The organism is Pseudomonas sp. AB6, from assembly GCF_034314105.1.
In the GTDB taxonomy this organism is placed as follows: Bacteria; Pseudomonadota; Gammaproteobacteria; order Pseudomonadales; family Pseudomonadaceae; genus Aquipseudomonas.
Genome location: NZ_JAVIWJ010000001.1, coordinates 2,346,267 through 2,369,048, shown reverse-complemented (window position 1 = coordinate 2,369,048; position 22,782 = coordinate 2,346,267). Strand labels below are relative to the sequence as shown.

General features: G+C 53.2%; 21 protein-coding genes and 1 tRNA gene. 11 read left to right on the top strand and 11 right to left on the bottom strand.

Annotated features, from left to right (window positions below; translation table 11 throughout):
- Positions 1-485 precede the first annotated feature (485 nt).
- Both RGW60_RS11145 and RGW60_RS11140 read left to right on the top strand, forming a co-directional pair.
- Positions 486-2,228: an ABC transporter permease subunit gene (locus RGW60_RS11145; RefSeq protein ID WP_322204662.1), complete on the top strand. Its 1,743-nt coding sequence runs from the start codon at positions 486-488 to the stop codon at positions 2,226-2,228.
- A gap of 14 nt (positions 2,229-2,242) precedes the next feature.
- Entirely contained in the window at positions 2,243-3,565 is a 1,323-nt protein-coding gene (locus RGW60_RS11140; RefSeq protein WP_322204660.1) for a nitrate/sulfonate/bicarbonate ABC transporter ATP-binding protein, read from the top strand.
- Between the two features lie 215 nt (positions 3,566-3,780).
- On the opposite strand, the gene RGW60_RS11135 is transcribed toward RGW60_RS11140, so the two are convergent.
- The 3 genes from RGW60_RS11135 to RGW60_RS11125 form a co-directional block, all read right to left on the bottom strand.
- Complete coding sequence (locus RGW60_RS11135) at positions 3,781-4,110, bottom strand: Arc family DNA-binding protein (RefSeq protein ID WP_297842157.1); 330 nt, start codon at positions 4,108-4,110, stop codon at positions 3,781-3,783.
- Positions 4,111-4,487: 377 nt separating this feature from the next.
- Positions 4,488-4,673, bottom strand: coding sequence for a PA3371 family protein (locus RGW60_RS11130; RefSeq protein WP_322204658.1), 186 nt, complete (start codon positions 4,671-4,673; stop codon positions 4,488-4,490).
- 50 nt (positions 4,674-4,723) lie between these two features.
- Positions 4,724-4,972 (bottom strand): hypothetical protein, encoded by a 249-nt coding sequence (locus RGW60_RS11125; RefSeq protein WP_322204655.1) that lies wholly within the window; start codon positions 4,970-4,972, stop codon positions 4,724-4,726.
- A 325-nt stretch (positions 4,973-5,297) separates the two neighbouring features.
- Here RGW60_RS11125 and RGW60_RS11120 point away from each other — a divergent pair.
- The 4 genes from RGW60_RS11120 to RGW60_RS11105 all read left to right on the top strand — a co-directional run bounded on the left by RGW60_RS11120 (position 5,298) and on the right by RGW60_RS11105 (position 9,924).
- Positions 5,298-5,374 (top strand) — tRNA-Arg (locus tag RGW60_RS11120).
- A gap of 751 nt (positions 5,375-6,125) precedes the next feature.
- Positions 6,126-6,944 (top strand): formate/nitrite transporter family protein, encoded by an 819-nt coding sequence (locus tag RGW60_RS11115; protein WP_322204653.1) that lies wholly within the window; start codon positions 6,126-6,128, stop codon positions 6,942-6,944.
- Between the two features lie 606 nt (positions 6,945-7,550).
- Positions 7,551-9,146 carry an ArnT family glycosyltransferase gene (locus tag RGW60_RS11110; RefSeq protein WP_322204650.1) on the top strand — a complete coding sequence of 532 codons (1,596 nt, stop codon included), beginning with the start codon at positions 7,551-7,553 and terminating at the stop codon, positions 9,144-9,146.
- Positions 9,139-9,924 (top strand): glycosyltransferase, encoded by a 786-nt coding sequence (locus tag RGW60_RS11105; RefSeq protein WP_323551040.1) that lies wholly within the window; start codon positions 9,139-9,141, stop codon positions 9,922-9,924. The genes RGW60_RS11110 and RGW60_RS11105 overlap by 8 nt, the downstream gene beginning before the upstream one ends.
- A 50-nt stretch (positions 9,925-9,974) precedes the next feature.
- Here RGW60_RS11105 and adhP read toward each other — a convergent pair whose 3' ends face one another.
- Positions 9,975-11,003 carry an alcohol dehydrogenase AdhP gene (adhP, locus tag RGW60_RS11100; protein WP_322204646.1) on the bottom strand — a complete coding sequence of 343 codons (1,029 nt, stop codon included), beginning with the start codon at positions 11,001-11,003 and terminating at the stop codon, positions 9,975-9,977.
- A 386-nt stretch (positions 11,004-11,389) separates the two neighbouring features.
- Positions 11,390-11,929 carry a hypothetical protein gene (locus RGW60_RS11095; RefSeq protein ID WP_322204644.1) on the bottom strand — a complete coding sequence of 180 codons (540 nt, stop codon included), beginning with the start codon at positions 11,927-11,929 and terminating at the stop codon, positions 11,390-11,392.
- A gap of 313 nt (positions 11,930-12,242) precedes the next feature.
- Here RGW60_RS11095 and RGW60_RS11090 point away from each other — a divergent pair, with 313 nt between their 5' ends.
- The 5 genes from RGW60_RS11090 (at position 12,243) to RGW60_RS11070 (ending at position 16,160) form a co-directional block, all read left to right on the top strand.
- The gene (locus RGW60_RS11090; protein ID WP_322204642.1) at positions 12,243-13,262 is read left to right on the top strand and encodes a branched-chain amino acid aminotransferase; all 1,020 of its coding nucleotides are present in this window, start codon (positions 12,243-12,245) and stop codon (positions 13,260-13,262) included.
- A 201-nt stretch (positions 13,263-13,463) separates the two neighbouring features.
- On the top strand, positions 13,464-13,595 hold the full coding sequence (locus RGW60_RS11085; RefSeq protein ID WP_322204640.1) for a hypothetical protein: 132 nt from the start codon (positions 13,464-13,466) through the stop codon (positions 13,593-13,595).
- Positions 13,592-14,356, top strand: coding sequence for an ABC transporter ATP-binding protein (locus RGW60_RS11080; protein WP_322204638.1), 765 nt, complete (start codon positions 13,592-13,594; stop codon positions 14,354-14,356). The genes RGW60_RS11085 and RGW60_RS11080 overlap by 4 nt, the downstream gene beginning before the upstream one ends.
- Positions 14,353-15,222 carry a metal ABC transporter permease gene (locus RGW60_RS11075; protein ID WP_322204636.1) on the top strand — a complete coding sequence of 290 codons (870 nt, stop codon included), beginning with the start codon at positions 14,353-14,355 and terminating at the stop codon, positions 15,220-15,222. Before RGW60_RS11080 ends, RGW60_RS11075 begins: the two co-directional genes overlap by 4 nt.
- 44 nt (positions 15,223-15,266) lie before the next feature.
- Positions 15,267-16,160: a metal ABC transporter substrate-binding protein gene (locus RGW60_RS11070; RefSeq protein WP_322204634.1), complete on the top strand. Its 894-nt coding sequence runs from the start codon at positions 15,267-15,269 to the stop codon at positions 16,158-16,160.
- 152 nt (positions 16,161-16,312) lie between these two features.
- On the opposite strand, the gene RGW60_RS11065 is transcribed toward RGW60_RS11070, so the two are convergent.
- The 6 genes from RGW60_RS11065 to RGW60_RS11040 all read right to left on the bottom strand — a co-directional run bounded on the left by RGW60_RS11065 (position 16,313) and on the right by RGW60_RS11040 (position 22,782).
- Positions 16,313-17,146 carry an ion transporter gene (locus tag RGW60_RS11065; protein WP_322204632.1) on the bottom strand — a complete coding sequence of 278 codons (834 nt, stop codon included), beginning with the start codon at positions 17,144-17,146 and terminating at the stop codon, positions 16,313-16,315.
- A 45-nt stretch (positions 17,147-17,191) separates the two neighbouring features.
- Positions 17,192-18,058 (bottom strand): urea transporter, encoded by an 867-nt coding sequence (locus RGW60_RS11060; RefSeq protein WP_322204631.1) that lies wholly within the window; start codon positions 18,056-18,058, stop codon positions 17,192-17,194.
- Between the two features lie 211 nt (positions 18,059-18,269).
- A complete protein-coding gene (locus RGW60_RS11055) occupies positions 18,270-18,878 on the bottom strand; it encodes a TetR/AcrR family transcriptional regulator (protein WP_322204630.1) in 609 nt (202 codons plus the stop codon).
- Between the two features lie 171 nt (positions 18,879-19,049).
- Positions 19,050-19,850 (bottom strand): outer membrane protein OmpK, encoded by an 801-nt coding sequence (locus RGW60_RS11050; protein WP_322204628.1) that lies wholly within the window; start codon positions 19,848-19,850, stop codon positions 19,050-19,052.
- Between the two features lie 174 nt (positions 19,851-20,024).
- Positions 20,025-21,380 carry a nucleobase:cation symporter-2 family protein gene (locus RGW60_RS11045; RefSeq protein ID WP_322204627.1) on the bottom strand — a complete coding sequence of 452 codons (1,356 nt, stop codon included), beginning with the start codon at positions 21,378-21,380 and terminating at the stop codon, positions 20,025-20,027.
- A gap of 112 nt (positions 21,381-21,492) precedes the next feature.
- Positions 21,493-22,782 (bottom strand): urate hydroxylase PuuD, encoded by a 1,290-nt coding sequence (locus tag RGW60_RS11040; protein WP_322204625.1) that lies wholly within the window; start codon positions 22,780-22,782, stop codon positions 21,493-21,495.

The following is a 22,782-nucleotide window of genomic DNA, read 5'->3' as shown; positions in this document are numbered from 1 at the left end:
ACCTTGCCTCTATTGTTTGGCAGCGGCATGGCAGGACGACAGCTTGTAGACAGTTTCGCTGGGCAATAATTAAGCTTTATTCATGTTTATGTAACATATAGATAAGTATCATCTGGCCGCGAAGGCGTTTAGCCGCTACGTCGCTCTGAAACAAGTGATGCTGGCGTAGGGCATTAATATTGTATTAACCCTCACCAAAGGAGACCCCCATGGACCCCGACCATTCTCGGTGGGTCACACAGTGGAATGCCAAACGGGATGCAGAGAGTGTGCGGAGCGGTTCAGCGATTTGATTACTGAATAGCGCTATCACGCTCTGAAATGCCAGCTAGCGTTCGTTTGCGTGGCCAATCTTCTTCGTTTTACCGGTTAAATACAGATTGCTTTGTATCAATTGTCTGATGGCAATTACGTGCAATTGTGCTCTCGAGGACGTTGGATTGTGGTCAATGATCACAGCCGGAACGCTACTGGAACCACCGAATATGAATAAAGTATTCCGTCACTACATCCCGTCAACAGCTCGGCGGCTGCTACCTAACCGTTGGGACTTGATAGCCATGCCTTTGGTTATCGGATTTTTGCTGTTCTTCTCCATCGGTGCACGTGAAACGTGGGCGCCGATATCAACGTTGCAAAGCGAAGTGATCTCACTTGATCCGTCCAACCTCCCGGAATACGCGATACGCACTACGTTGCGTATGTTGGCCGCGATGGTTGCGTCGTTGATTTTTACCCTGATTTACGGGACCTTGGCTGCGAAAAGTCGACGTGCTGAGAAACTGCTGGTGCCGGTTTTGGACATCCTGCAATCAGTGCCTGTGCTGGGATATATTTCATTTACCGTCACGTTTTTCCTGCTGCTGTTTCCGGGTCGCGTTTTGGGTGCGGAATGCGCTGCTATTTTCGCGATTTTTACCAGCCAAGCGTGGAACATGACGTTCAGCTTCTATCAGTCTCTGCGAATGCTGCCCCGTGATTTGGAGGAGGTGGCGCAAAATATTCAGCTTTCCGGGTGGCAAAAATTTTGGAAGCTGGACGTGCCGTTCGCGATGCCGGGGCTAATCTGGAACATGATGATGAGCATGTCTGGCGGCTGGTTTTTTGTGGTTGCCTCAGAAGCCATTACCGTTGGCGACAAAACCATCACCCTGCCAGGCGTTGGTTCTTATCTGGCCACCGCCATTCAGCAGCAGAACCTGCATGCCGTTGGCTACGTGATTTTGGCGATGGTGGCGGTGATACTGATTTATGACCAGTTCCTATTCCGGCCATTGGTGGCCTGGGCGGACAAGTTTCGCATGGAAGACACCGCCTCCCAAGGCGGATCACCTGAATCCTGGGTGCTTAATCTCATCCAGCGTACCCGGGTGATTCAGCGTCTGTTGCGGCCGTTTGCGCGGGCGATTACCCGCATAGGCCATATGCGTCTGAGCCTGCCGCGCTCCAAGTCAGTGCCCGTCAAACACAGTGCCTCCAGGTCGCGGATCATCGATTTTATCTGGGGCAGCTTCATTACGGCGTTCACGCTGTACGTGTTGTACCGCATCACGATATACGTTGGCACCGAGGTGACGTTCAGCGAGGTGTGGCACGTGCTGGGTCTGGCGGTGATTACCTTGCTGCGGGTTGTTTTGCTGATCGTAGTAGCGTCATTGATTTGGGTACCCCTAGGTGTGCTGATTGGCTTGCGGCCGCGGCTCGCGGAAAAAATTCAGCCGCTTGCGCAGTTTCTGGCGGCCTTTCCGGCAAATCTTTTATTTCCCGTATTTGTGATCGTTATCCTGCACTACAACTTGAACCCAGATATTTGGCTGAGCCCGCTGATCGTTTTGGGGACGCAGTGGTACATCCTGTTCAACGTGATTGCCGGTGCTAGCGCATTCCCCAATGACTTCAGAGAGGCGGCTGCCAACTTCCGTATTCGCGGCTGGTTGTGGTGGCGCAAGGTCATGTTGCCTGGCATTTTTCCTTATTACGTGACCGGGGCAATCACAGCCTCGGGCGGCGCATGGAACGCAAGTATCGTTTCCGAATACGTTTCTTGGGGCCAAGACAAAGTCGTCGCTCATGGTCTGGGTGCTTATATTGCTGAAACCACGGCCGCCGGCGATTTCCCTAAAATCACGCTAGGCGTGGTAGTGATGTCGCTTTTTGTCGTGGCATTCAATCGCTTGGTGTGGCGCCCTATGTACGCCATCGCTGAAAACAAACTCCGTCTGAACTAATTGGAGTCGATCTTATGAATACTTTCACCGAACACACCGGCGTATCCCGGGAAATTTATTCTCTTAGCGAAGTCAGTCGCAGTTTTGGCAAAGGCAAAGATGAGTTGCAGGTGCTTAGCAACGTTGACCTTAAGCTGCGTGAAGGCGAGATCGTTGGCATGTTAGGCCGTTCCGGATCTGGTAAATCGACGCTGCTGCGGGTTATCGCCGGGTTGATAGAGCCTTCGTCTGGAGAGGTCCGCTATAACGGTGAGCTCTTGAACGGCCCCGCCGAAGGCGTGGCCATGGTCTTTCAAACTTTTGCGTTGTTCCCCTGGCTAACCGTTCTCGAAAACGTTGAGGCCGGCCTGCAGGCGCTGCAGGTAGATCCCAAAGAATCGCGTAGACGCGCGCTTGCCGCCATTGACTTGATTGGTCTTGACGGCTTTGAAAACGCTTACCCGCGAGAGTTGTCGGGTGGTATGCGCCAGCGCGTGGGTTTTGCCCGGGGTCTGGTGGTTAACCCGACGTTATTGCTGATGGACGAACCGTTCTCCGCGCTGGACGTGTTGACTGCTGAGACGTTGCGGTCTGATTTACTGGATTTGTGGAGCGGCAAGCAGTTACCGATCAAGTCCATCCTGATCGTGACCCACAACATCGAAGAAGCGGTGTTGATGTGCGACCGCATTCTGGTCTTGTCATCGAACCCCGGCCGGGTCGTGGCGGAGATCAAAGTGCCGTTTGGCCATCCGCGTAACCGCCTTGACCCGACATTCAGGCACATGGTCGACGATATCTACGCCTTGATGACCCACCGTCGTAGTGCTGATGCCACCGTTGGTAAACCTGAACTTCAGATGGGTAGTCCGCTACCGGAAGTCTCCACCAACCTCATGGCGGGGTTGATCGAGGCGCTGGCGGCGGAGCCCTACCATGGTCATGCGGGACTGCCCCAAATCTCCGCGCGGTTGCTGTTGGAGGTCGATGATTTGTTCCCCGTGGCGGAAATGCTTGAGAACCTGGGATTTGCCGAACTCAAGGGGGCTGATATTACGCTGACAGAAACCGGTAAATTATTTGCTGAGTACGGAACGCAGGAGCGCAAAACAGTTTTTGCTGAACATCTTGTCAAACATGTGCCGTTGGCTGCGCGGATTCGGCAGGTGTTGCAAGAGCGAAACGGGCATTGGGCGCCGCGGGTACGTTTTGAGCAAGAACTGGAGGACTCGCTTAACGAGTCTATCGCTAGAGAGACATTGGACAGTGTCATCAGTTGGGGACGATACGCAGAGATTTTTTCCTACAATGACAACACCGAGACCTTCAGCCTGGAAGATGTAGAGGGCAGTATTTAACGACCAAGCAGACCTGTGTCTTACCGAATTTTAGAAAAACCTGCATATTGGCGAAGGGTACAAACACTGTACCCAACGCACCGTGTTGCCAAAACACTGACTCCGACAGGCTTATGCAAAGCGTGGCAGGGAGCCGTCAAAAACAGTTTCTTGAGAAAAACTAAGCAACAATAAAAAAAGCCAGCTAAATGCTGGCCTGAATAGTAAACCGACTGTTAGGACTCATCGTCTGCAGCGAGCTCGGTGTCATGAGCAATCAACGAAACAAGCGCGTTTTGTTGACGGTGAGAAAGTTGACGAAACCGTTGCAGCAACTCGCGTTCATGCAAAGACAGCTCAGGACTGTCCAGGCGTAAGCTAGGCTCATCACCCAACGCCCCTTCCTGAATCAAACTCTGCTCAAGGCGAGCAATAATCTCGGAATTCATGCTGCGATGATGATTTTTTGCTACTTGATAGACACGATCGCGCATGCCATCAGGTAATCGAACAACAAATTTATCAGCCGTTCGGCTGGAGTAGATAGCCTGTTTCATTGGGCTCATAAGTTTAACCGGATAAGTTCAGAGGGAGCGGTTTCTAGTATTTGCCGCCAGACGTCCTCTTGTGACAGTCCTTTTAGGCAAATGTTCAACCTCGGTTGTTAAGAGGCCAGCATCATGCCTCAATTTTGCCGGTTCCTTGGCGCCAATTCTGTGACAAATATTGAACTCTATAAAGGCGCTTAGCCAGCACCAATTATCCAAAATGTGGACTGTTTTGCAAAGAATTCCAGCGAATTGCGGTTTTGATGATCAAAACGGGGTTTTTAAGGGATAAATCTGTTACAGGCACGACGTAACGGTGTTTTGAGGGTGGACCGGTTCGATGGTATTAACGGTGGTGGGCAGATGTATTTGGATGGAGATGGACGAGGTTAAATCTAGCGAAGCAGCGGATCGAACTTAATTCGACGTCCCACAATCAGCGCTATGACGAAAAGGGTGAAAAAAATTCCAGTGGCTGATTTAAGTATCATATCGGCTACTTTTTCGCCGTAGGGCAGTGAGATATCCAATGCGAGTGCCATCACCGCCAAGATTAGAAAGGACAACGCAGCTTTTGACATGGCAGTTCTCCGAGCAAAGGTTTCAAAATTTTGGATTGTTCAATCTTCTTTTAAAACACCCACCGTTCGGAACGGTCCATTGAGAATGATGTGTCATCGTTCTTGCTCTGAGTGGCCAGTATTGCCTGCATACCGCGCCGCTGATGAATTACCGCCAACTTCGCGGTTTCATGCACCCCATGAGAAGGTAGGGCCAATGAACGGTTATGATCGATTTCCTGCTCACTGCCTTGAAATTGAAAAGTCACTAGGGCAGCCAATGCAGCGACGTTTAGAATTGAAAGAACAACGTTGTTCATGTCAAGCACCTTCGCTGGGAACTTTTGTCGGGATTGTCTGCATCCCTAATAGTAAGCATCCTCTATGCCAAACATAAATATTATGAAATATTCATATAAATCATAGGCTTATTGTCGTTCGTGGCATTCATGGCGTTGCAGATTGCAATGATGGCAATATGGAACAGTGCAATTTGCACGATGATTAAAGCGTTGGCGTGACTGGGCAGCGTCGGCGGGCAAAATACTACAGGTTAAAAAGCCACGGACGACATGACAAAACCGGGCCTTGCCGTTAACATGCTCGCCGTCTTAACTAGCACTCTATCTGCGTGCTGGCACCAGTGTCTCAGTAGCTCAATTGGATAGAGCATCCCCCTCCTAAGGGGAAGGTTGGCAGTTCGAACCTGCCCTGGGACACCATATATTTAGAGGCTTCCAGCGCTTCTCCCTATAAGGGTTGCGCGCGGAGCTGTTCGACAGCGAGTCGTCGCGCCTAGTAACCTCGATTAGTCTTGGCCGGCTACGTCCAGCTTGGCCAGTCCCGAATACACAGTGCGTGATTAGCGAAATGAGTAGGATTCGAACAGCGCGGTCGCTGCTGCCATTAACTGTCGGCGGCATGGGATACTTTTTCACTTAATCCAATCCATGCCTGTGCCTGCAGCATTTTCAGCGAGGGGTTACGGTTTACAGACCTACCTTCACGTAGTTCTTTACGTCGCTGCTCCATGTGGTCACTAGATATCGCGAATGAATTTTCAGCCTTTTTTCCGTATCGGATCCCAATCCGCTGATCAGCTTATACGGGCAGCAATCTCAGGCAGGCCCAGCAAAATCATCTACAAAGCTCCCTGATATTGCTCAGAAAATTCGCTCCATAGACCGGGTCGATGATGTCATCGGCACAAGCAATTGGACTGCGGCAATTCGACTCAGTTAGCGTGTTGATCGACACAGTCTATGAATTGATCGCCCTCTCGTCTTGCTGCCTTGCATGCGCGGGGCGCCCCTTTAGTCTGTTTCTCCTCCCGTTACACCTTGGACATGCCGCTTGGTTGCTACAAGTTGCGCATAAAGACTGGACTCTAAAAAAACCAATTTTACGGCGCTTAACCGCGGTCACGTTGCATCCGCACGTGCCAAGGGCGCCGTCCAGCCTGAGACCAATACTATGCCCGTCAATACCCCCCCACAAGTTGCTGAAATGACTATTGAAGCCGGTGTGAAAAAAGCTCGTCTGCCAATGCTCTCAATTCTAGTTTTGGGCTTTCTGGCTGGCGCTTTCATAGCGCTTGGTTTTCTACTAGATATTCACGTGAGCACAATGATTCCGGCCCAATGGGCATCGTTTGGTAATCTGCTAGGCGCAGCGGTATTTCCCATTGGTCTGATTCTGGTGGTCTTGGCGGGGGGCGAATTGCTCACCGGCAATATGATGAGCCTGCCCATGGCTATGTTTGCCGGAAAAATCCCACTTTCGGCAGTGGTGCGCAACTGGCTGCTGGTCACGGTCGCCAATCTGCTCGGCGCGCTGTTTGTCGCTTATTTCTTCGGCCATTTTCTGGGCCTCACCGAAGGCGCTTACTTGGCCAAGACGGTCGCCATAGCAACAGCTAAAGTCAGCGCGGATTTCGGACATGCCTTTATTTCAGGTATCGGCTGCAATTGGCTGGTGTGCTTGGCCGTCTGGCTGTCTTACTCGAGCAAAGAAGCCGCCGGTAAGATCTTGGGCATGTGGTTCCCGGTTATGGCCTTTGTCGCGATCGGTTTCCAGCATGTGGTTGCTAACATGTTTCTAATCCCGGCCGCAATTTTCGCCGACGCCTTGACTTGGGGGCAATTCTTCGAAAATTTTGTCGCAGTGTTCCTTGGCAACGCGGTGGGCGGTGCGATTTTTGTTGGCTTGGCGTACTACGTGTCGTACTCCAATGTAAACACCGCTCCGGTTGCATCGTTGGAATACGGCGCGTCGGACTCGGCAAGCGTGTAAAAAATCCAGATGAAAAGAAGCCCTGCTCAGGTTCGTCCTGTCAGGGCTTTTCTACGTCCAGCAGCACTGATTTACAGAACCTTGTAGCTAGCGGGTGAATAAAGCTGAAATTTTGGGAAGTCACCTTGACTCATCTAAAGCGCTGTCCGAAGCATTCTGTCGGGCATGATGCAAAACGGCTCCGTTCTCAGCCGGGCGAGTCGCTGAGCGGCTCGAACTGGCTGAAAAATATTTGCGATAACACGAGTTCGCGGCGGTAAATTGATGGCAATCTCCTGAATGTAATAATTCAAGGGTATAAATATGGGCCACGTCCATTAGTTAAATAAAACTTTAAGAAGTTATTGGCTCAGCCCGCTCCGTGCGGGCTGACGTGTTTTAAGCACAATAAGGATATGTGGCCGTTTTTTTTTCAAAAAAAACCTCCTCATGGCTCGAATACGGTTTTAACAAACGCGACACGAAATGCCGGGCATTAATAGTAGATAGATGTCTTTACGACACAATTTTCTCTTTTTCCTGACGCCGCCATGACGAATGATCGTTTAAGTTCTGAATGCGCTGATTAATACAGGCGTCCTAACATTTTGGTTGATCGATCGATCTATGAAAAATACTGCTATCGAGTTCTTCAAAAGTGACAAGGGCGCACTGTGGCTGCTGCTCGGCGTCACCGCATTAGTTTTATTGTTTGGTTTGGGGGCTCGAGAGCTGTGGGGCGCCGAAACGCGCTGGGCCAATATCTCGCTGCAAATGCTGCAAAGCGGAGATTATTTTGACCCATACCTCAAAGGCTCAGCGTATTACGACAAACCGCTACCGTCCTACTGGTTGATTGCCGCCACTGCCGAGTTGATGGGTGGCCTCAGTCACTGGTCGTTGCGCCTGTCATCGGTAGTAGCGGCGTGGCTGAGCGTTTGGTTGATTTACTTGATCGGACGACAATTGTTTACCAAAAGCACCGGCTTGATTGCGGGTTGGATGCTCGCAACAACGTTCTTTTTTATCTTCTGGGGACGTGTCGCGACCGCAGATATATTGACCGTGTGCGGTGTGCTGGCCTCTGTATGGTGGTATTGGCGAGGACCGGACGACACTAGGCTTGGTCGCTATACCGTGTTCTTTCTGTTGCTCGCGGTAACGTCGTTGTTCAAGGGACTAATCGGTTTTATTCTTCCGGCGCTGGTATTACTGCCCCATGTGCTGAGCGAAGGACGTTGGAAGCGTCACCTCAACCTGCGAATGTGTCTTGCGTTGATTATTGCTTGCTTGTTCTACATGGCGCCGTTCGTTCTGTCACATATCTACGGCGCCCAAAATTATCGGGAGAGCGGTCTAGGCCTGGTATTTCAAGAGAACTTTGTCCGGTTTTTTCATCCGTTCGACAACCTTGGCCCAATTTACACCTACTTGATTTATCTACCGGTTTACACCTTGCCTTGGGCACCCTGCTGGATTCTGGGTCTGTGGGTCGCCGCTCGCCAATGGCGACAAATAGAACCCAACACGCGCTGGTTGATAATGGGACTCGGCCTTTTATTCTTGTTCTTTACCGCCAGTGGCAGTCGTCGCAGCTACTACGTGTTGCCGCTAGTACCCTTTGCCCAATTGATTGGTGCATGGTGGGTGACCCGTTTCATCGCCCAAAAACGCGCGGCTGGCAAGGTTAGCGGTCCGGGCTGGGTAAAAGGGTTTGCTGCCGCTGCCGGTGTGTTGTTCTTAGTGCTCGGCGTTATTTACCCATGGACCAATGGCGGCGGGGGGGTCGTTCAGTTCTCGGCAGACGTGCGAGGTGAGGCTACGAAAAGTGCACCTTGGGATCAGTGGAGAATGGTTCTGGTCGAAGTGGATAACAAACTTCCAATGTATTTGCAGAATGAGGGTGGCGCTTTCTACTACGTGACCGGCTCGGAAAATATTCCGCAAGAAGGTGACAGTGCCGCGTTCATGGCATGGATCGATAAAGCCAGCGGTCAGCATTGGAACCCTGAGCGCACCATTATCGTTGCGCAATATCACCACCACGGCAAGTTACCCCTGAATTTTCTGGCTGCTGACCACACCGTCATTACCACTCAATTAAACAATGGTGCGCGCCTGTTCCATTCGCGTGAATCCGGAAGCGTTGCGTTTATCCCTCAAGCGGTAAGTACCGTAGTGGAAAATGTTGTACCTGCGAAGGCGGTAAAAGACTATGACTAGTATGCAACCTCTCAAAGCATCTTTCAGTATTGTGATGGTTAATTATAAGTCGCTCGAACTGACCAAGGCATGCCTTGATTTATTGTCCGAAGGCGCTCAAAGCGCGGGTGTTCCAGTTTTGGTGGTGGATAATTACTCCGCCGACGCCAGTGTTGAATATTTACGCACTTTGAGCTGGATCACGTTGATTGAGCGAGAAAAGTCCGCGCCGGAAGCGGGCAGTGTTGCGCATGGCCGAGCACTGGATCTCGCCTTAGGAAAGGTGAATACGGAATACGTATTTTTGTTACACACCGACACATTCGTGCACGATCCGTCGATATTTCACATGATGCTAAATCAATGCGCTGGCCCCCGCGAAGTGGCGGCTGTGGGTTGCGTAGAACAATTAAATCGCGGACTGGGTCGATCTGCTTGGCGACTGGTTTCGCGCTGCATAAAACACTACTCACGCTGTATTTTTCGCGCGTTGGGCATAGATGCCAAAGAGCCAAAACCGTTCATGGAAACGCACCTGAAGAGTTTTTGTGCGCTTTGGAATGTCCGATTGATAAAAAAACATGGCTTACAGTTTTTAATGGATGACCGCAACCCTGGTTATGAGTTACAGGACAGAATGGTAACGCTGGGTTATAAGATCAGGTTTATCTCGCCCAGAAAGATGTTTCGTTACCTTGATCACCTGCAAAGCGGCACGGTCTCAGCAGGGGGTGGTTACGCGCGCAATCACCGAAGGGTTAAGGTCTATAACCAAATGGTTAAACACGCCACCAAATAACTGATAACTGACCAAGCCCGACATTACGTCGAGCTTGGACCCAGTTTTAATCAGTCCTGCATGTCGATAACCACGCGTCCCTCAATTTGACCTTCGCGCATGCGATCAAAAACCGCATTGACGTTTTCCAGCTTCTCGGTTGATACCGTCGCTTTAACTTTGCCTTCTCCGGCAAAATCCAACGCCTCCTGCAGGTCCTGTCGGGTGCCGACTATGGAACCGCGCACCGTGGTGCCGTTCAGGACCATGTCGAATATCGAAATTGGAAACTCACCTGCTGGCAGGCCATTGAGCGCGATGGTGCCACCGCGACGGGTCATGCCCATGGCTTGTTTGAACGCAATCGGCGAGACCGCGGTAACCAATGCCCCGTGAGCGCCGCCAATGGCGTCTTTCAAGAAGGTAGCAGGGTCATGATGACGGGCGTTTACGGTGACTTCGGCGCCGAGCCTACGGGCCAGATCAAGCTTGCTGTCGTCAATGTCGACGGCAGCGACGTTCATGCCCATCGCTTTAGCGTATTGAACCGCCATATGGCCCAAGCCGCCGATACCGGAGATCACCACCCACTGGCCAGGCTTGGTTTCGGTCATTTTCAGCCCTTTGTAAACGGTTACGCCGGCACAGAGTATGGGTGCAATTTCAATGAAGCCGACATTGTCGGGCAATTTACCGACAAAGTTGGCGTCCGCTAAGGTGTACTCGGCGAATCCGCCGTTGACGGAATAGCCGCTATTTTCCTGCTTCTCACATAGGGTTTCCCAGCCGCCAAGGCAATGTTCGCAATGGCCGCAAGTAGAATAAAGCCAAGGCACGCCTACCCGATCTCCTTCTTTGACGTGTTTAACACCTGGACCGACTCCGACTACATAACCAACGCCCTCATGACCAGGGATAAAAGGCGGGTTGGGTTTAACCGGCCAATCGCCCTCGGCAGCATGCAGATCGGTATGGCAGACGCCGGAAGCCGCAATTTTTACCAAAACTTGGCCGTACCCCGGCGTGGGGACAGGTACTTCACGAATTTCCAGTGGTTTGCCGAAGGTATGGACGACTGCGGCTTTCATTGTTTTTTGCATGATAGAAATCCTTAACGACAGTAGCAGTAAGTGATGTTATGCGTGCGAAGTGGCATCCCGGCTGAAGCTTCGAGGCAGTGCGTTACTGAACGAAATGGAACGCATAGAAAAGATCTCCTTAGCTTTAAGTTTTATCGGAGCAAGCGTCGGTGCGCTTACAGCTCACTCAGCAAGGATCAGGCCAGTGCCGTTAATGGCCTGATATAGGCGGGTTTGAAGCGACGATCCGGGCGACCATTCAATGATGTTGTGGCATATATGGCACAGCATCGACGAAACGTTGTGCCGTTATCGGTACGGTAAATACGTGTTACGTAAGGCGTGGAAGGTAGAGGTAACTGCGTAGCGTCAGTTAACTTTTGCTCACTTGACGTATTAGCTCCGTTTCAGTTGATTGGACCGGGCGGAGTGGCAGGCACGATGCGCCAAGGCTCTGAACACTGGCGCACATTGGGGTAGTACCCCTTGGTCGGAATGCAGTAATACCAGTTCGATGCTTGTGAAACCGGCGGCGTTGCTGCTGTTGCGGGTTCGGAGACTTGCTGCGAATAGTATGGGTCGATCATCGGCGCTGGCTGAGCCACCGGGTAATAAATCGTCGAAGGGTAATAATAACTTGGCGTTGGGTAGTAATAGACTGGATAGGGCCGGTAATAATACGAATTGGCATAAGTCCCTGCCGCATAGCCCGCGCCTAAGCCAATACCGAGTCCCAGCCAAGCGCCGTTGCCATACCAGCCGCCGCCGTGATGGCCGCCACCGTGATAATAGTCGCCACCGCCATGGTAATAATGACCGCCGCCGTGGTAGTTCCCTCTACCGTGATAATCGCCGCCGTAGGATTGTGCCGCCGCCGGAACAGATAAGCCCGGACCGACCACCACCATACCCACCAAGACAAAACGTTTTATCGAATCGATGTTCATGGTATTCGCCCCATATTTCTGCCGCGGCCGTTTTGCTGATTTGCGTTGGTTCGTTCCGGTCCGCTTCGGACATCCGCAAGTATTCTCGTCCCGCCGTCAAGATTGAGAGTTTGTCGCGCATGCCATGAAGGATAGGCTTTATCGTCAGGTTTGGGTGTGCCGGATGTCGTCGAGTGTCTATGGTCAGTAGGCTGATTAACGCCGGCACACCATTGAGTAGATGCGAGCCAGCCCCTGAATAAAGTATTGTTGTTGCCATCATAGAAACGAAGAGCTTGGGTTATTCAGGCGGTCTTTAAAGGTAGAGGGTGTCATGAGTTACGAAAGCATCAATTGGGACAAGCTGGGCTTCGATTACATCAAAACAGATCTGCGTTATCTGTCGCATTGGCGTGATGGCGCCTGGCAGAAAGGAACGCTGACCGAAGACAACGTGCTGCATATCAGTGAGGGCTCGACGGCTCTGCACTATGGGCAGCAGTGTTTCGAAGGTCTTAAGGCCTATCGCTGCAAGGACGGCTCTATCAACCTGTTCCGCCCTGACCAGAATGCACTGCGCATGCAGCGTAGTTGTGCGCGGTTGTTGATGCCTTATGTATCGACCGAAGATTTCATCGAAGCCTGTAAAAAAGTCGTCCGCGCCAACGAGCGTTTTATTCCACCCTATGGAACGGGTGGCTCCCTCTATCTGCGTCCGTTCGTGATCGGCGTGGGTGACAATATAGGTGTACGCACGGCACCTCAGTTCATTTTCTCGATTTTTTGCATGCCGGTGGGTGCTTATTTCAAAGGCGGCTTGAAGCCTAACAACTTCCAGATATCCAGTTTTGACCGCGCCGCCGCGAACGGCACAGGTGCGGCTAAGGTCGGTGGCAACTATGCAGCTAGCCTATTGCCGAACTCTCAAGCCAAGAAACTTAATTTTGCCGATTGTATTTACCTGGATCCGTTAACGCACTCAAAAATCGAAGAAGTCGGTTCTGCCAATTTCTTCGCAATTACCCATGACGATGTGTTTGTAACGCCGAAATCGCCGTCGGTATTACCAGGCATCACTCGTCTTTCGCTAATCGAACTGGCGCAAAGTCGTCTTGGCCTCAACGTTGTCGAAGGTGACGTATTCATTGACAAGCTAAGCGATTTCAAAGAAGCGGGGGCTTGCGGTACAGCAGCGGTTATCACCCCTATTGGAGGAATTGAATACAACGACGCTCTCCACGTGTTCTTCAGCCAGGAAGAGGTGGGGCCGATCACCCAGAAGCTTTACAACGAACTGACCGGTGTTCAATCGGGCGATATTGATGCGCCGGAAGGCTGGATCGTTAAAGTCTAATACGCCGCTTTGGTCGACAAGCCAGCTCCCACAGGATCACAGATTTTCGGTTAGCCGGGATTCTGTGGGAACAGGCGCTCCTGCGAAAGATTGGCATAATCTTCGTGCCAGTCGGCTGTGTGTAAAAACTTTTTGAAACAGCAAGAACCAAACTCGATAAGTTATGTAATACTATAACAAATCGTGTCAGGTTCTCATTCCGTGAAAGCACCTCTTGCTCCTTCCATTGCCAGCTCTGTGCTGGCTCAATCCGCCTGGAAACGTGTGCTTCTGGCGCTGGCCATGCTAGTGCTGTTGTGGGTGGCCATCGTTTGGGCGGTGGCCGTTCCATGAGCGCCGCCATTGTTTTGGACAATCTCACCGTCGCTTACGAGCGTCGTCCAGCTGTGCACCACATCAGCGGGTGCTTCGAGGCAGGCAGCCTGACGGCCATCGTTGGTCCTAATGGCGCGGGTAAATCGACCTTAATCAAAACCATCGCAGGCACCATGAAACCGGCGGCGGGACGGGTCGACCTCGGCAAAGTGGCCACTCGCACGCTGGGTTACTTGCCGCAAGCGGCCGAGATTGATCGCAGTTTCCCGTTAAGCGTCTCTGACACCGTGGCTATGGGAGCGTGGCGCAGCATTGGCCCTTTCCGTGGTCTCAGTCGCGATCAAAGTAAACTCACCCAAGACGCGCTACTGGCGGTTGGCCTGGAAGGGTTTGAGACACGCAGCGTTGGCTCGCTGTCTTCGGGACAGTTTCAACGGGTGCTGTTTGCGCGGTTGCTACTGCAAGATGCTGCGGTAATCCTGCTGGACGAGCCATTCACCGCTATTGATGCTCGTACCACACGCGATCTGTTGGAGCTGGTGCGCGTCTGGCACGGGCAAGGACGTACGGTAATTGCTGTTCTTCACGACCTGGAGCAAGTTCGCCAGCACTTCCCGCAAACATTATTGATGGCTCGGGAGAGCATTGCTTGGGGCGCCACCGCAGAAGTACTTAGCGTCGAAAACCTGCGTAAGGCCCGTAATATGGCCGAATTCTGGAGTGCTGACGCTGACCTGTGCGATACCCATGAAGATAATGCCGCAGGTGGTCGGTCATGATGTTGTACACGACGTTGGTCGAACCCTTTGTTGAGTTCGGTTTTATGCGCCGCGCACTGGTCGCGTGCCTGGCACTGGGAATCGGCTCGGGGCCAGTGGGTGTGCTCTTGATGTTGCGGCGCATGAGCCTGGTCGGCGATGCCATGAGTCACGCAGTGTTGCCGGGAGCGGCGGTGGGCTTTTTATTCGCTGGCCTCTCTTTGCCCGCCATGGGCTTTGGCGGATTAATTGCCGGCTTGGCAGTCGCGTTGTTGTCCGGATTGGTCAGCCGACTTACCGCTTTGCGTGAAGACGCAAGTTTTGCCAGCTTCTACCTGACCTCGCTGGCGGCAGGCGTACTGATCGTTTCCCTCCACGGTTCCAATGTCGACTTACTGCACGTGCTGTTCGGCACCATTCTCGCCATCGACTCCAACGCAATCTACATGGTCGGCGCGATTGCCTCCTTCACCCTTATCCTGCTCGCACTCATCTATCGACCTCTGGTGTTGGAGTGTTTTGATCCCGGTTTCCTGAGGGCGGTGGGCGGTCGAGGCTCGCTTTACCATGTGCTCTTTCTGCTGTTAGTGGTGCTCAATCTAGTCGCCGGATTCCAGGCGCTAGGCACCTTAATGGCGGTGGGAATGATGATGCTTCCGGCCACGGCGGCGCGCTTCTGGGCCACATCCTTGAGCGCATTGATGATGATTTCGACACTGGTGGCGACGCTCTCCGGTCTCATTGGCCTGATCGTGTCCTATCACCTAGGCGTCGCTTCGGGTCCAGCCATCGTGCTGACTGCAAGTGCGTTTTATGGCTTCTCGTTGTTGTTCGGACGCAGCGGTATTCTGCGCCGATTGTTCCCCAAACCTCACTTGGCTAACTAACCCAACGTCCTAACGCTGTTTCTTAACGCACTTCGAGGATCAACATGAAACAACCAATGCTATCGGGCGCCGTGGCAGCCATTATGCTGTCCGTTTTTTCTAGTTTCGTTTCGGCCAAACCGCTAGAAGCGGTGGCTTCCTTCACTGTCATTGCCGATATGGTGCACAACGTTGGCGGTGATCGGGTTCACGTCACTTCGCTGATTGGCCCCAATGGCGACCCGCATGTGTACGAGCCAACCCCGGCCGCCGCTCAGGCACTGAAAAACGCCGATCTGGCGTTCGTCAGTGGTTTGAATCTGGAAGGTTGGCTGGATCGCTTGATAAAAGCGTCTGGTTATCGCGGTGAGCCTGTGGTGCTATCTACCGGCATTAAAACCCGCAGTATGGAAGAAGACGGCAAGCGCGTCACTGACCCGCATGCTTGGAACAGCGCAGCCAATGGTGTGGTTTACGCACGCAATATCATTGCTGCGCTGAAGAAGGCAGACCCTGATGGCGCCAGTGTGTATCAAGCCAACGGCGACCGTTATATCGCCCAATTGCAAGAGCTCGATGCCTACGCTCGCGCTCAAGTCCGAGCGATTCCTCCGGCTCAGCGCAAAGTTCTGACTTCCCATGACGCATTCGGTTATTTCGGCGATGCGTACGGCGTGACCTTCCTTTCACCAGTGGGTTTTTCAACCGAAGCGGAGCCGTCGGCGGCCGACGTTTCAAAGTTGATTCGTCAGATCAAGAGCGAGCACGTCAGCGCTTATTTCTTCGAAAACTCTGGTGATCCGCGCCTAGTCAAACAAATCGCAGCCGCCAGCGGCGCCCAACCCGGCGGTGAACTTTACGTCGAAGCACTATCCCCTGCGGATGGCCCAGCGGCGACTTATGCACAGATGTTTCGCTACAACGTGGATAAATTAACGGCGGCTATGCGGGGCAAATAACCTGCACAAAATCGACCCTCGCGGGCTACGGTTTCACACAGTCGGCGTAGGGTCTCGCTCATTGGCTTCGAAAATTTTGTCATCCGCAAAGTGGATACGCGCGACGATAGCTGGATGCCGTGCCGCTTTTAAAATATTAAAAACGAATGTGCTTATACCTGCTCCTCAACTTTTGGAAACAGCGCATTGCCGCAACGAGCGCAGAACGACGCTTCATTTTCGTGGTTGGATTTGGCACACACCGGGCATTGATGTTCAAGGTCGCCACCGCGCATGGCGTTGGCCAGTTCGGCAGTGAAAATGCCAGTGGGCACGGCAATGATTGAATAACCGGTAATCATCAACAGCGACGCTAACATTTGTCCTGCTGGCGTCTTCGGTACGATATCGCCGAAGCCGACGGTGGTCATCGTGACAATGGCCCAATAGATGCCGACCGGAATACTGGTGTAACCATTCTCCGGCCCTTCGATCACATACATTAACGTGCCAAATATGATCACCAAGGTGGAAATCGTGGCGAGAAACACAATGATTTTTTGCTTGCTGCCGCGCAATGCCAGCAGCAAGAAGTTGGCTTGTTTCAAGTAGGGACTAAGCTTGAGCACTCGAAAGATTCGCAGCATCCGAATGATTCGAATGATCAGCAAATATTGTGCATCAGCGTAATACAGCGCAAGGATTCCCGGCAAAATTGCCAGCAGATCGACTAGCCCATAAAAGCTGAAGGCATAACGCATTGGTTTCGGTGAGCAATACAACCGCAGGGCATACTCGATAGCGAATACGATGGTAAAGCCCCACTCGATATAGGAAAAGAAATCGATGTAGTGGCGATGAATGCTGTCGATACTGTCGATGATGACGATGAATAGGCTGCATAAGATGATCAGCAACAAGGCCGTGTCGAAGCGACGGCCCGCGGCAGTGTCTGTGTGGAAAATGATGATGCGTAGCTGTTCCCGCCAGCCGGTGTTGCTGTCCATGGGTCAATTCCAAAGTGAATATTCGCAAAGCCTGGAGCTTTCGGCTCACCAGCGCAAGCGGTGATCGGACGCCGACTGTCGCAGCAAGCGAGCGCTTGCCTGAACCAGCCAGCAGGCAAGCACAAACGGAGCGGTCAAGGTCGGTAGTCCCAACTGTGAAAATCCCGGCTGCAAGACAATCGCCAAAGCGATGGCGAATATAGGCAGCCATGGTCTATTGCGCTGATGACTGAACGCCAGACCGGCCAGTGCCGGGTTATAGCTGGCAAGCCCTAACAGCGCGCTAGAGGGTTCATTTTGTAAAAGCGCGACGGCGATTCCACCGATGCAGCCAAGCAAGGCCCAAAAGGCTGCGCGTCGATCAGCAATGAGCAGTCCAGCGCCGATCATCAGCCCTGCCAGTGGCTGATCGAGCAAAAATACTTGGCCCAGGCCCTGAGGCACGGCGTTTAGTAATGTGCTGCCAGTGTTTTCTGCGGGTATATGCGGCATCACAAAAGCGAGTAGCAGCCAGCTGATCAGCACAAACGGCGTGGTGTAAACCTTCAGGCAGTGCGCCTGCTTGGTGTGCTCCAGCCAGTGGTGCATGAACATTGCGCTCAAACCGCCGCAGGCAATAATCAGCAATGGCACCAGGGGTGACCAAGGCAGTTGATGGCACAGCAACACGCCTATCAACACTCCGTTATAACTGTAGAGCCCGGCCTGGCGCTCGGCTTTATCATAGCCGCGCTGTTGTGCGGTGAGTAAACCAGCTATCGCACCGAGTAACGCGCCGCCGAGCAACGCGGGTGCGGTGAGAAGAATTGCAAGGAGGCAAAGCAGTCCGCAAGAAGGATGACGTTGTAGTAGAACTTGGCTGAAGCCATTGAGGATGGCTTCAGCCCAGTCCGGGCAAGAAATTTGGTTCATGAGATATTTTTTTGTGATCAATTATTTTTATAGTTGTATACAATATTTGTCGTGGGCGAAGTGTATTCACGACCAGTCACCTTGGTCAAACCATTTTTCTGTCTGTGAAAATGCTGCCCCGCCTGCAACACCGCGTGTTCACGCAGTAAACACAAGGCCTCGAATCTTAGCCGTCGGCAGCTCCTACAAAATTATCTTTTAATCAATAAGCCTATTTGTCGAGCTCACAACCCTTGAGCACCAACCTGATGATGGTCTCGGCGGCGGCGTCATAGTCGCTGTCTTCGAGTTTTGGTTTGCCGGTAACCGTGGAGATTTGCCAGTCGAAGTCGGCGTAGGTTTGGGTCGCCGCCCAGATGGTGAACATCAGGTGGTGGGGGTCCAGCGGGGCAATTTGGCCGCTGTCGATCCAGGACTGGATGCATTCGATGTTGTACTTTGCCTGCTCGTTGAGCTGCCCGACTTGTTCGGCGGTCAAGTGCGGGGCGCCATGCATGATTTCGCTGGCAAATACTTTTGAAGCGTGGGGCAGGTCGCGGGAGATCCGAATTTTCGAGCGGATGTAGCCGCTGAGTACCTCGGCCGGCACACCGTCCCGATTAAAGGGCGTTGAAGCTTGCAGGATAGGCTCAATGATACTTTCGAGCACCTCGCGGTAGAGGTTTTCTTTGGATTTGAAGTAGTAGTAAACATTGGGCTTTGGCAGCCCGGCCTTAGCCGCGATGTCGCTGGTTTTAGTGGCGGCGAAGCCCTTGTCGGCGAACTCTTCACTGGCTGCGTTAAGGATCAGTTCTTTGTTTCGCTCGCGAATGCTGCTCATAAACCAGAAAATTCCTTGCCAGTGCCGACGGTTGCGCATGGTAGCACCGGCTTTACGGCAGTCTCAAGAATGCCCGGCACTGCGCGTCGCTCCCAACTTAGAATTTCCCACAGTTTGCGTAATGGCACGCATCCTGTGGGAGTCGGCTTACCTGCGAAATGGCGTCAGGAATCAGAACATCACTTTAACCAATAAGCTCGCTGTGTTTTGGTTAGTATCGAAATTCTTGCTATTTTCAATCCCGTATTTGTTGCTCCAATAGTCATATTCGACACCGACATACAGCTGCTTTTCGCCCAGGCTCATGGCTTTACCCAAGTCATATTTAATCTGCGGATTGAAGTGCAAGTTAGCGTGGTAAGTACCGCGAGCGTTGTTGTCGTTATCCACGACCCAGTCCATGAAACCATCAATTAGTATGTCCGACCCGCGTACTGGAATGGTGTAGGACCAAACAGGCGTTATCTGCCACACATTGTTCCCCGGTCGCGTACCGTCAGGATGACGCTGGAAGAAGTTCAGTTGAAAGTAGTCGAAGCCCGGAATCGCCAGGTCGAAACCCGGACCTATCAGATAGGACTCGACGTTGCCTTTGCCAAACTCATACGTCATCGCTAGCAGCACGTCTTTGATCGGACCGAACTCGAATTTCTGACCAAAAATCTTGCCCAGTGACAGGCGCGGGGTGAACTCGCCATACATCCCGAAATGACCGACTTGGCTGTCCGGTTTGCCGTTGTAAAACGTGTTGTCGACAAACAGAAAGTTATCGCCGTACTTCCAGCCGTCAGCATGTTCGAAGGTGAAGGTCTGTTGTGTTTCCGGGTTGACGGCGTAGTTCTGGCCCCACAGATACGTCAGGCTGTTGCTTTGCCATTGCACAAGGTCGCCGGCCATGGTTTGGCCGGCAGCGAACAGGATACCGGCAGCGATCAGGCTGCTGGCGACCAGGCGAGAAAAAATAAGAGTCATGCGGGTTGCTCCCAGGGGTTGAGTGGCTTGGTTTTTATTAAGTAGCGCTCTGTGACGGCGCTTTTTTTCCGCTGTTTCAAGGGTGAATTTTTGACATGGCTTCGCCATGACCGACGGACAAGCAACGGTCCGTCAGCCGAGGCGATCTGTTTCAGGTGGTTTAGCTAGAGGCGATCAATGCGGGTGCGCAGCCTTGTTCATGGCTTCGCGCTCAGCCCCCCCGAGTACGTTGAACAGCAAGTTCAACAACACTGCACTGAGTGCGGCGAGGGCGATGCCGCTGTGGGTAATCGGCCCCATCCATAATGGCAGGTGCGCGAAGAACTCCGGTCGTACCACTGGGATCAAGCCCATGCCGATGCTGACGGCGACCAGTAATTGGTTACGTCGGTCACCGATGTCGGCTTCTTGAAGGATCTTAATCCCTGTCGCAGCCACCATGCCAAACATGGCGATGGCCGCGCCGCCTAGCACCGCAGGTGGAATGGATGCCACCAGAAACGCCGCTTTCGGCAGCAAGCTCAAACTGATCAGGAAGCCGCCCGCCACCACCGTCACGTAGCGGCAGCGCACGCCAGTCATTTGCACCAGACCGATGTTTTGGGCGAACGACGAGTGGGTGAAGGTATTAAGAAAACCAGCGAGAAACGAGGCCGCCGCGTCGCACATCAGGCCGCGTCGAAGCATGCCGGGGGTGACTTCGCGGTCGGTGATTTTGCCCAGCGCGAGAAACATTCCAGTGGACTCGACGAAGATAATTACCACCACCAGGCACATGGATAAGATCGGTGCGAGGTGAAATTCCGGCATGCCGAAATGCAGCGGTGTGACCACCCTGACCCATGGCGATTGAGCCAGGCCCGTGAGGTCGACCATGCCAATCAAACCCGAGAGCACATAACCCATGCCCATACCGATCAGCACCGAAATGTTGACCCAAAAGCCCCGCATGAAGCGGTTGATCAGCAGGATAGTCGCCAGCACCAAGGCCGCTACCGCGAGGTAGACCGGTTCACCGAAGCTCACCGCTTTGCTGCCACCCCCGGCCCAGTTTACGGCGACCGGGAACAAGGACAAGCCGATGGAGGTAATGACGGTACCGGTCACCAGCGGCGGAAAGAAGCGCACGATTTTCGACATGAACGGGGCGATCAGCATCCCGAAAAAACCGGCGGCGATGGTCGCGCCGAAGATCCCGGTGAGGCCAACGCCGGGCATGCCCGCCATGGCTACCATGCTGCCGACGGCGGCGAAACTGGCGCCCATCATGATCGGCATGCGAATCCCCAACGGCCCAATGCCCAGCGACTGCACCACCGTGGCAATACCGGCAACCAATAGGTCGGCGTTGATCAAAAAGGCGATTTCTTCACGGGACAGACCAGCCGCCTGGCCGATGATCAACGGCACCGCAACAGCGCCGCCGTACATCAATAAGACGTGTTGCAAGCCCACCAGAATCATTTGCAGCAGGGGCAAAGGCTGTCGTGGCGGCGCGGTTGGAATCCGCGCGTGATTTGACTCGGACATGCAACACCTCGTTATTTTTATTTTGGGGAGTGGCGGGGTAGCGGAGCGCTAAGCGGCAAGCGTTCCAATCTGTAGCGCTCTTGCCGCTTGCAGCTTAAAGCCTAGTGCTCCTTCAGTTCGTCCTTGCTCCCTGATCGATCCACGCGCCGAGCAGATCGCGTTCTTTTTGGGTCATTTGCGTGATGTTGCCCAGCGGCATGACTTGCGAAATAACTGCCTGAGCTTGAATGCGCGGGGCCATTTGCTGGATTTGTTGTGCGGTGTCGAACATCACTCCGGCCGGTGCCGCGCTGAACAACGGGCTGGTGGGGTTGGCAGAGTGGCACACGGCACAGCGCTCTTTGATCACGCTGTGAACAGCGTTGAAATCGGGTCCAACTGCTTGGGTCGCGACGGGTGCTGCGGCGACGGCTGCAGCAGGATCGGCTCTATGGCCCCCCAACGCGGTTTCTGGTAGAGGTTGGTATTCGATTTTTGCCGGACCCGCCACGTCTGGGGCTTTCGATATCGGCGTCGGCCCCGTGACATAGGCCATGCAGATCATGCCCAGCGCCGCTACCGGTAAGGTCCAGGCAAATTTATGGCTGTTGTGACGGGTGTTGAAATAGTGACGCACTAACACCGCCATCACCGCGATACCGGCCAGGATCAACCAGTTGTACTGGCTGCCGTAGGTGCTCGGAAAGTGGTTGCTGATCATGATGAACAGCACGGGCAAGGTGAAATAGTTGTTGTGCCGCGAGCGCAGCAAGCCTTTGGCTGGCAGGGCAGGGTCCGGGGTGCGGTTCTCGGCGATGGCCGCGACCAATGCTCTTTGCACCGGCATGATGACGCGGAACACGTTACCGACCATGATCGTGCCGATGATGGCGCCGACGTGCAGATACGCACCGCGTCCGCTGAATATTTTGCTGAACCCGAACGCAGCAGCAATCAGCAGCACGAACAGCACTAGGCCGAGCAGGGCAGGGCGTTTGCCCAACGCAGAATCACACAGCGCCTCATAAATGAACCAACCGGCGATCAGCGAACTGATGCCGATAGCCACGCCTTCAATGCCCGTCAGGCCACTGCCGGGGGCCAGCAAATACAGGGTCGGGTTGGCGTAAAACACCACGCACAGCAACGCGATTCCGGACATCCAAGTGAAATACGCTTCCCATTTGAACCAGTGCAAGTTATCCGGCATGGTCGGGGGCGCGAGTTTGTATTTTTCCAGGTGGTAGATGCCGCCACCGTGAATCGCCCACAAGTCGCCTGCCAGCCCGTCACGCGGGTTAACCCGGTTCAGGTTGTTTTCCAGCCAGACAAAATAGAACGAGGCGCCGATCCAGGCCACGCCGGTAATCATATGAATCCAACGCACGCTTAGATTCAGCCATTCCATCAAATGTGCTTGCAC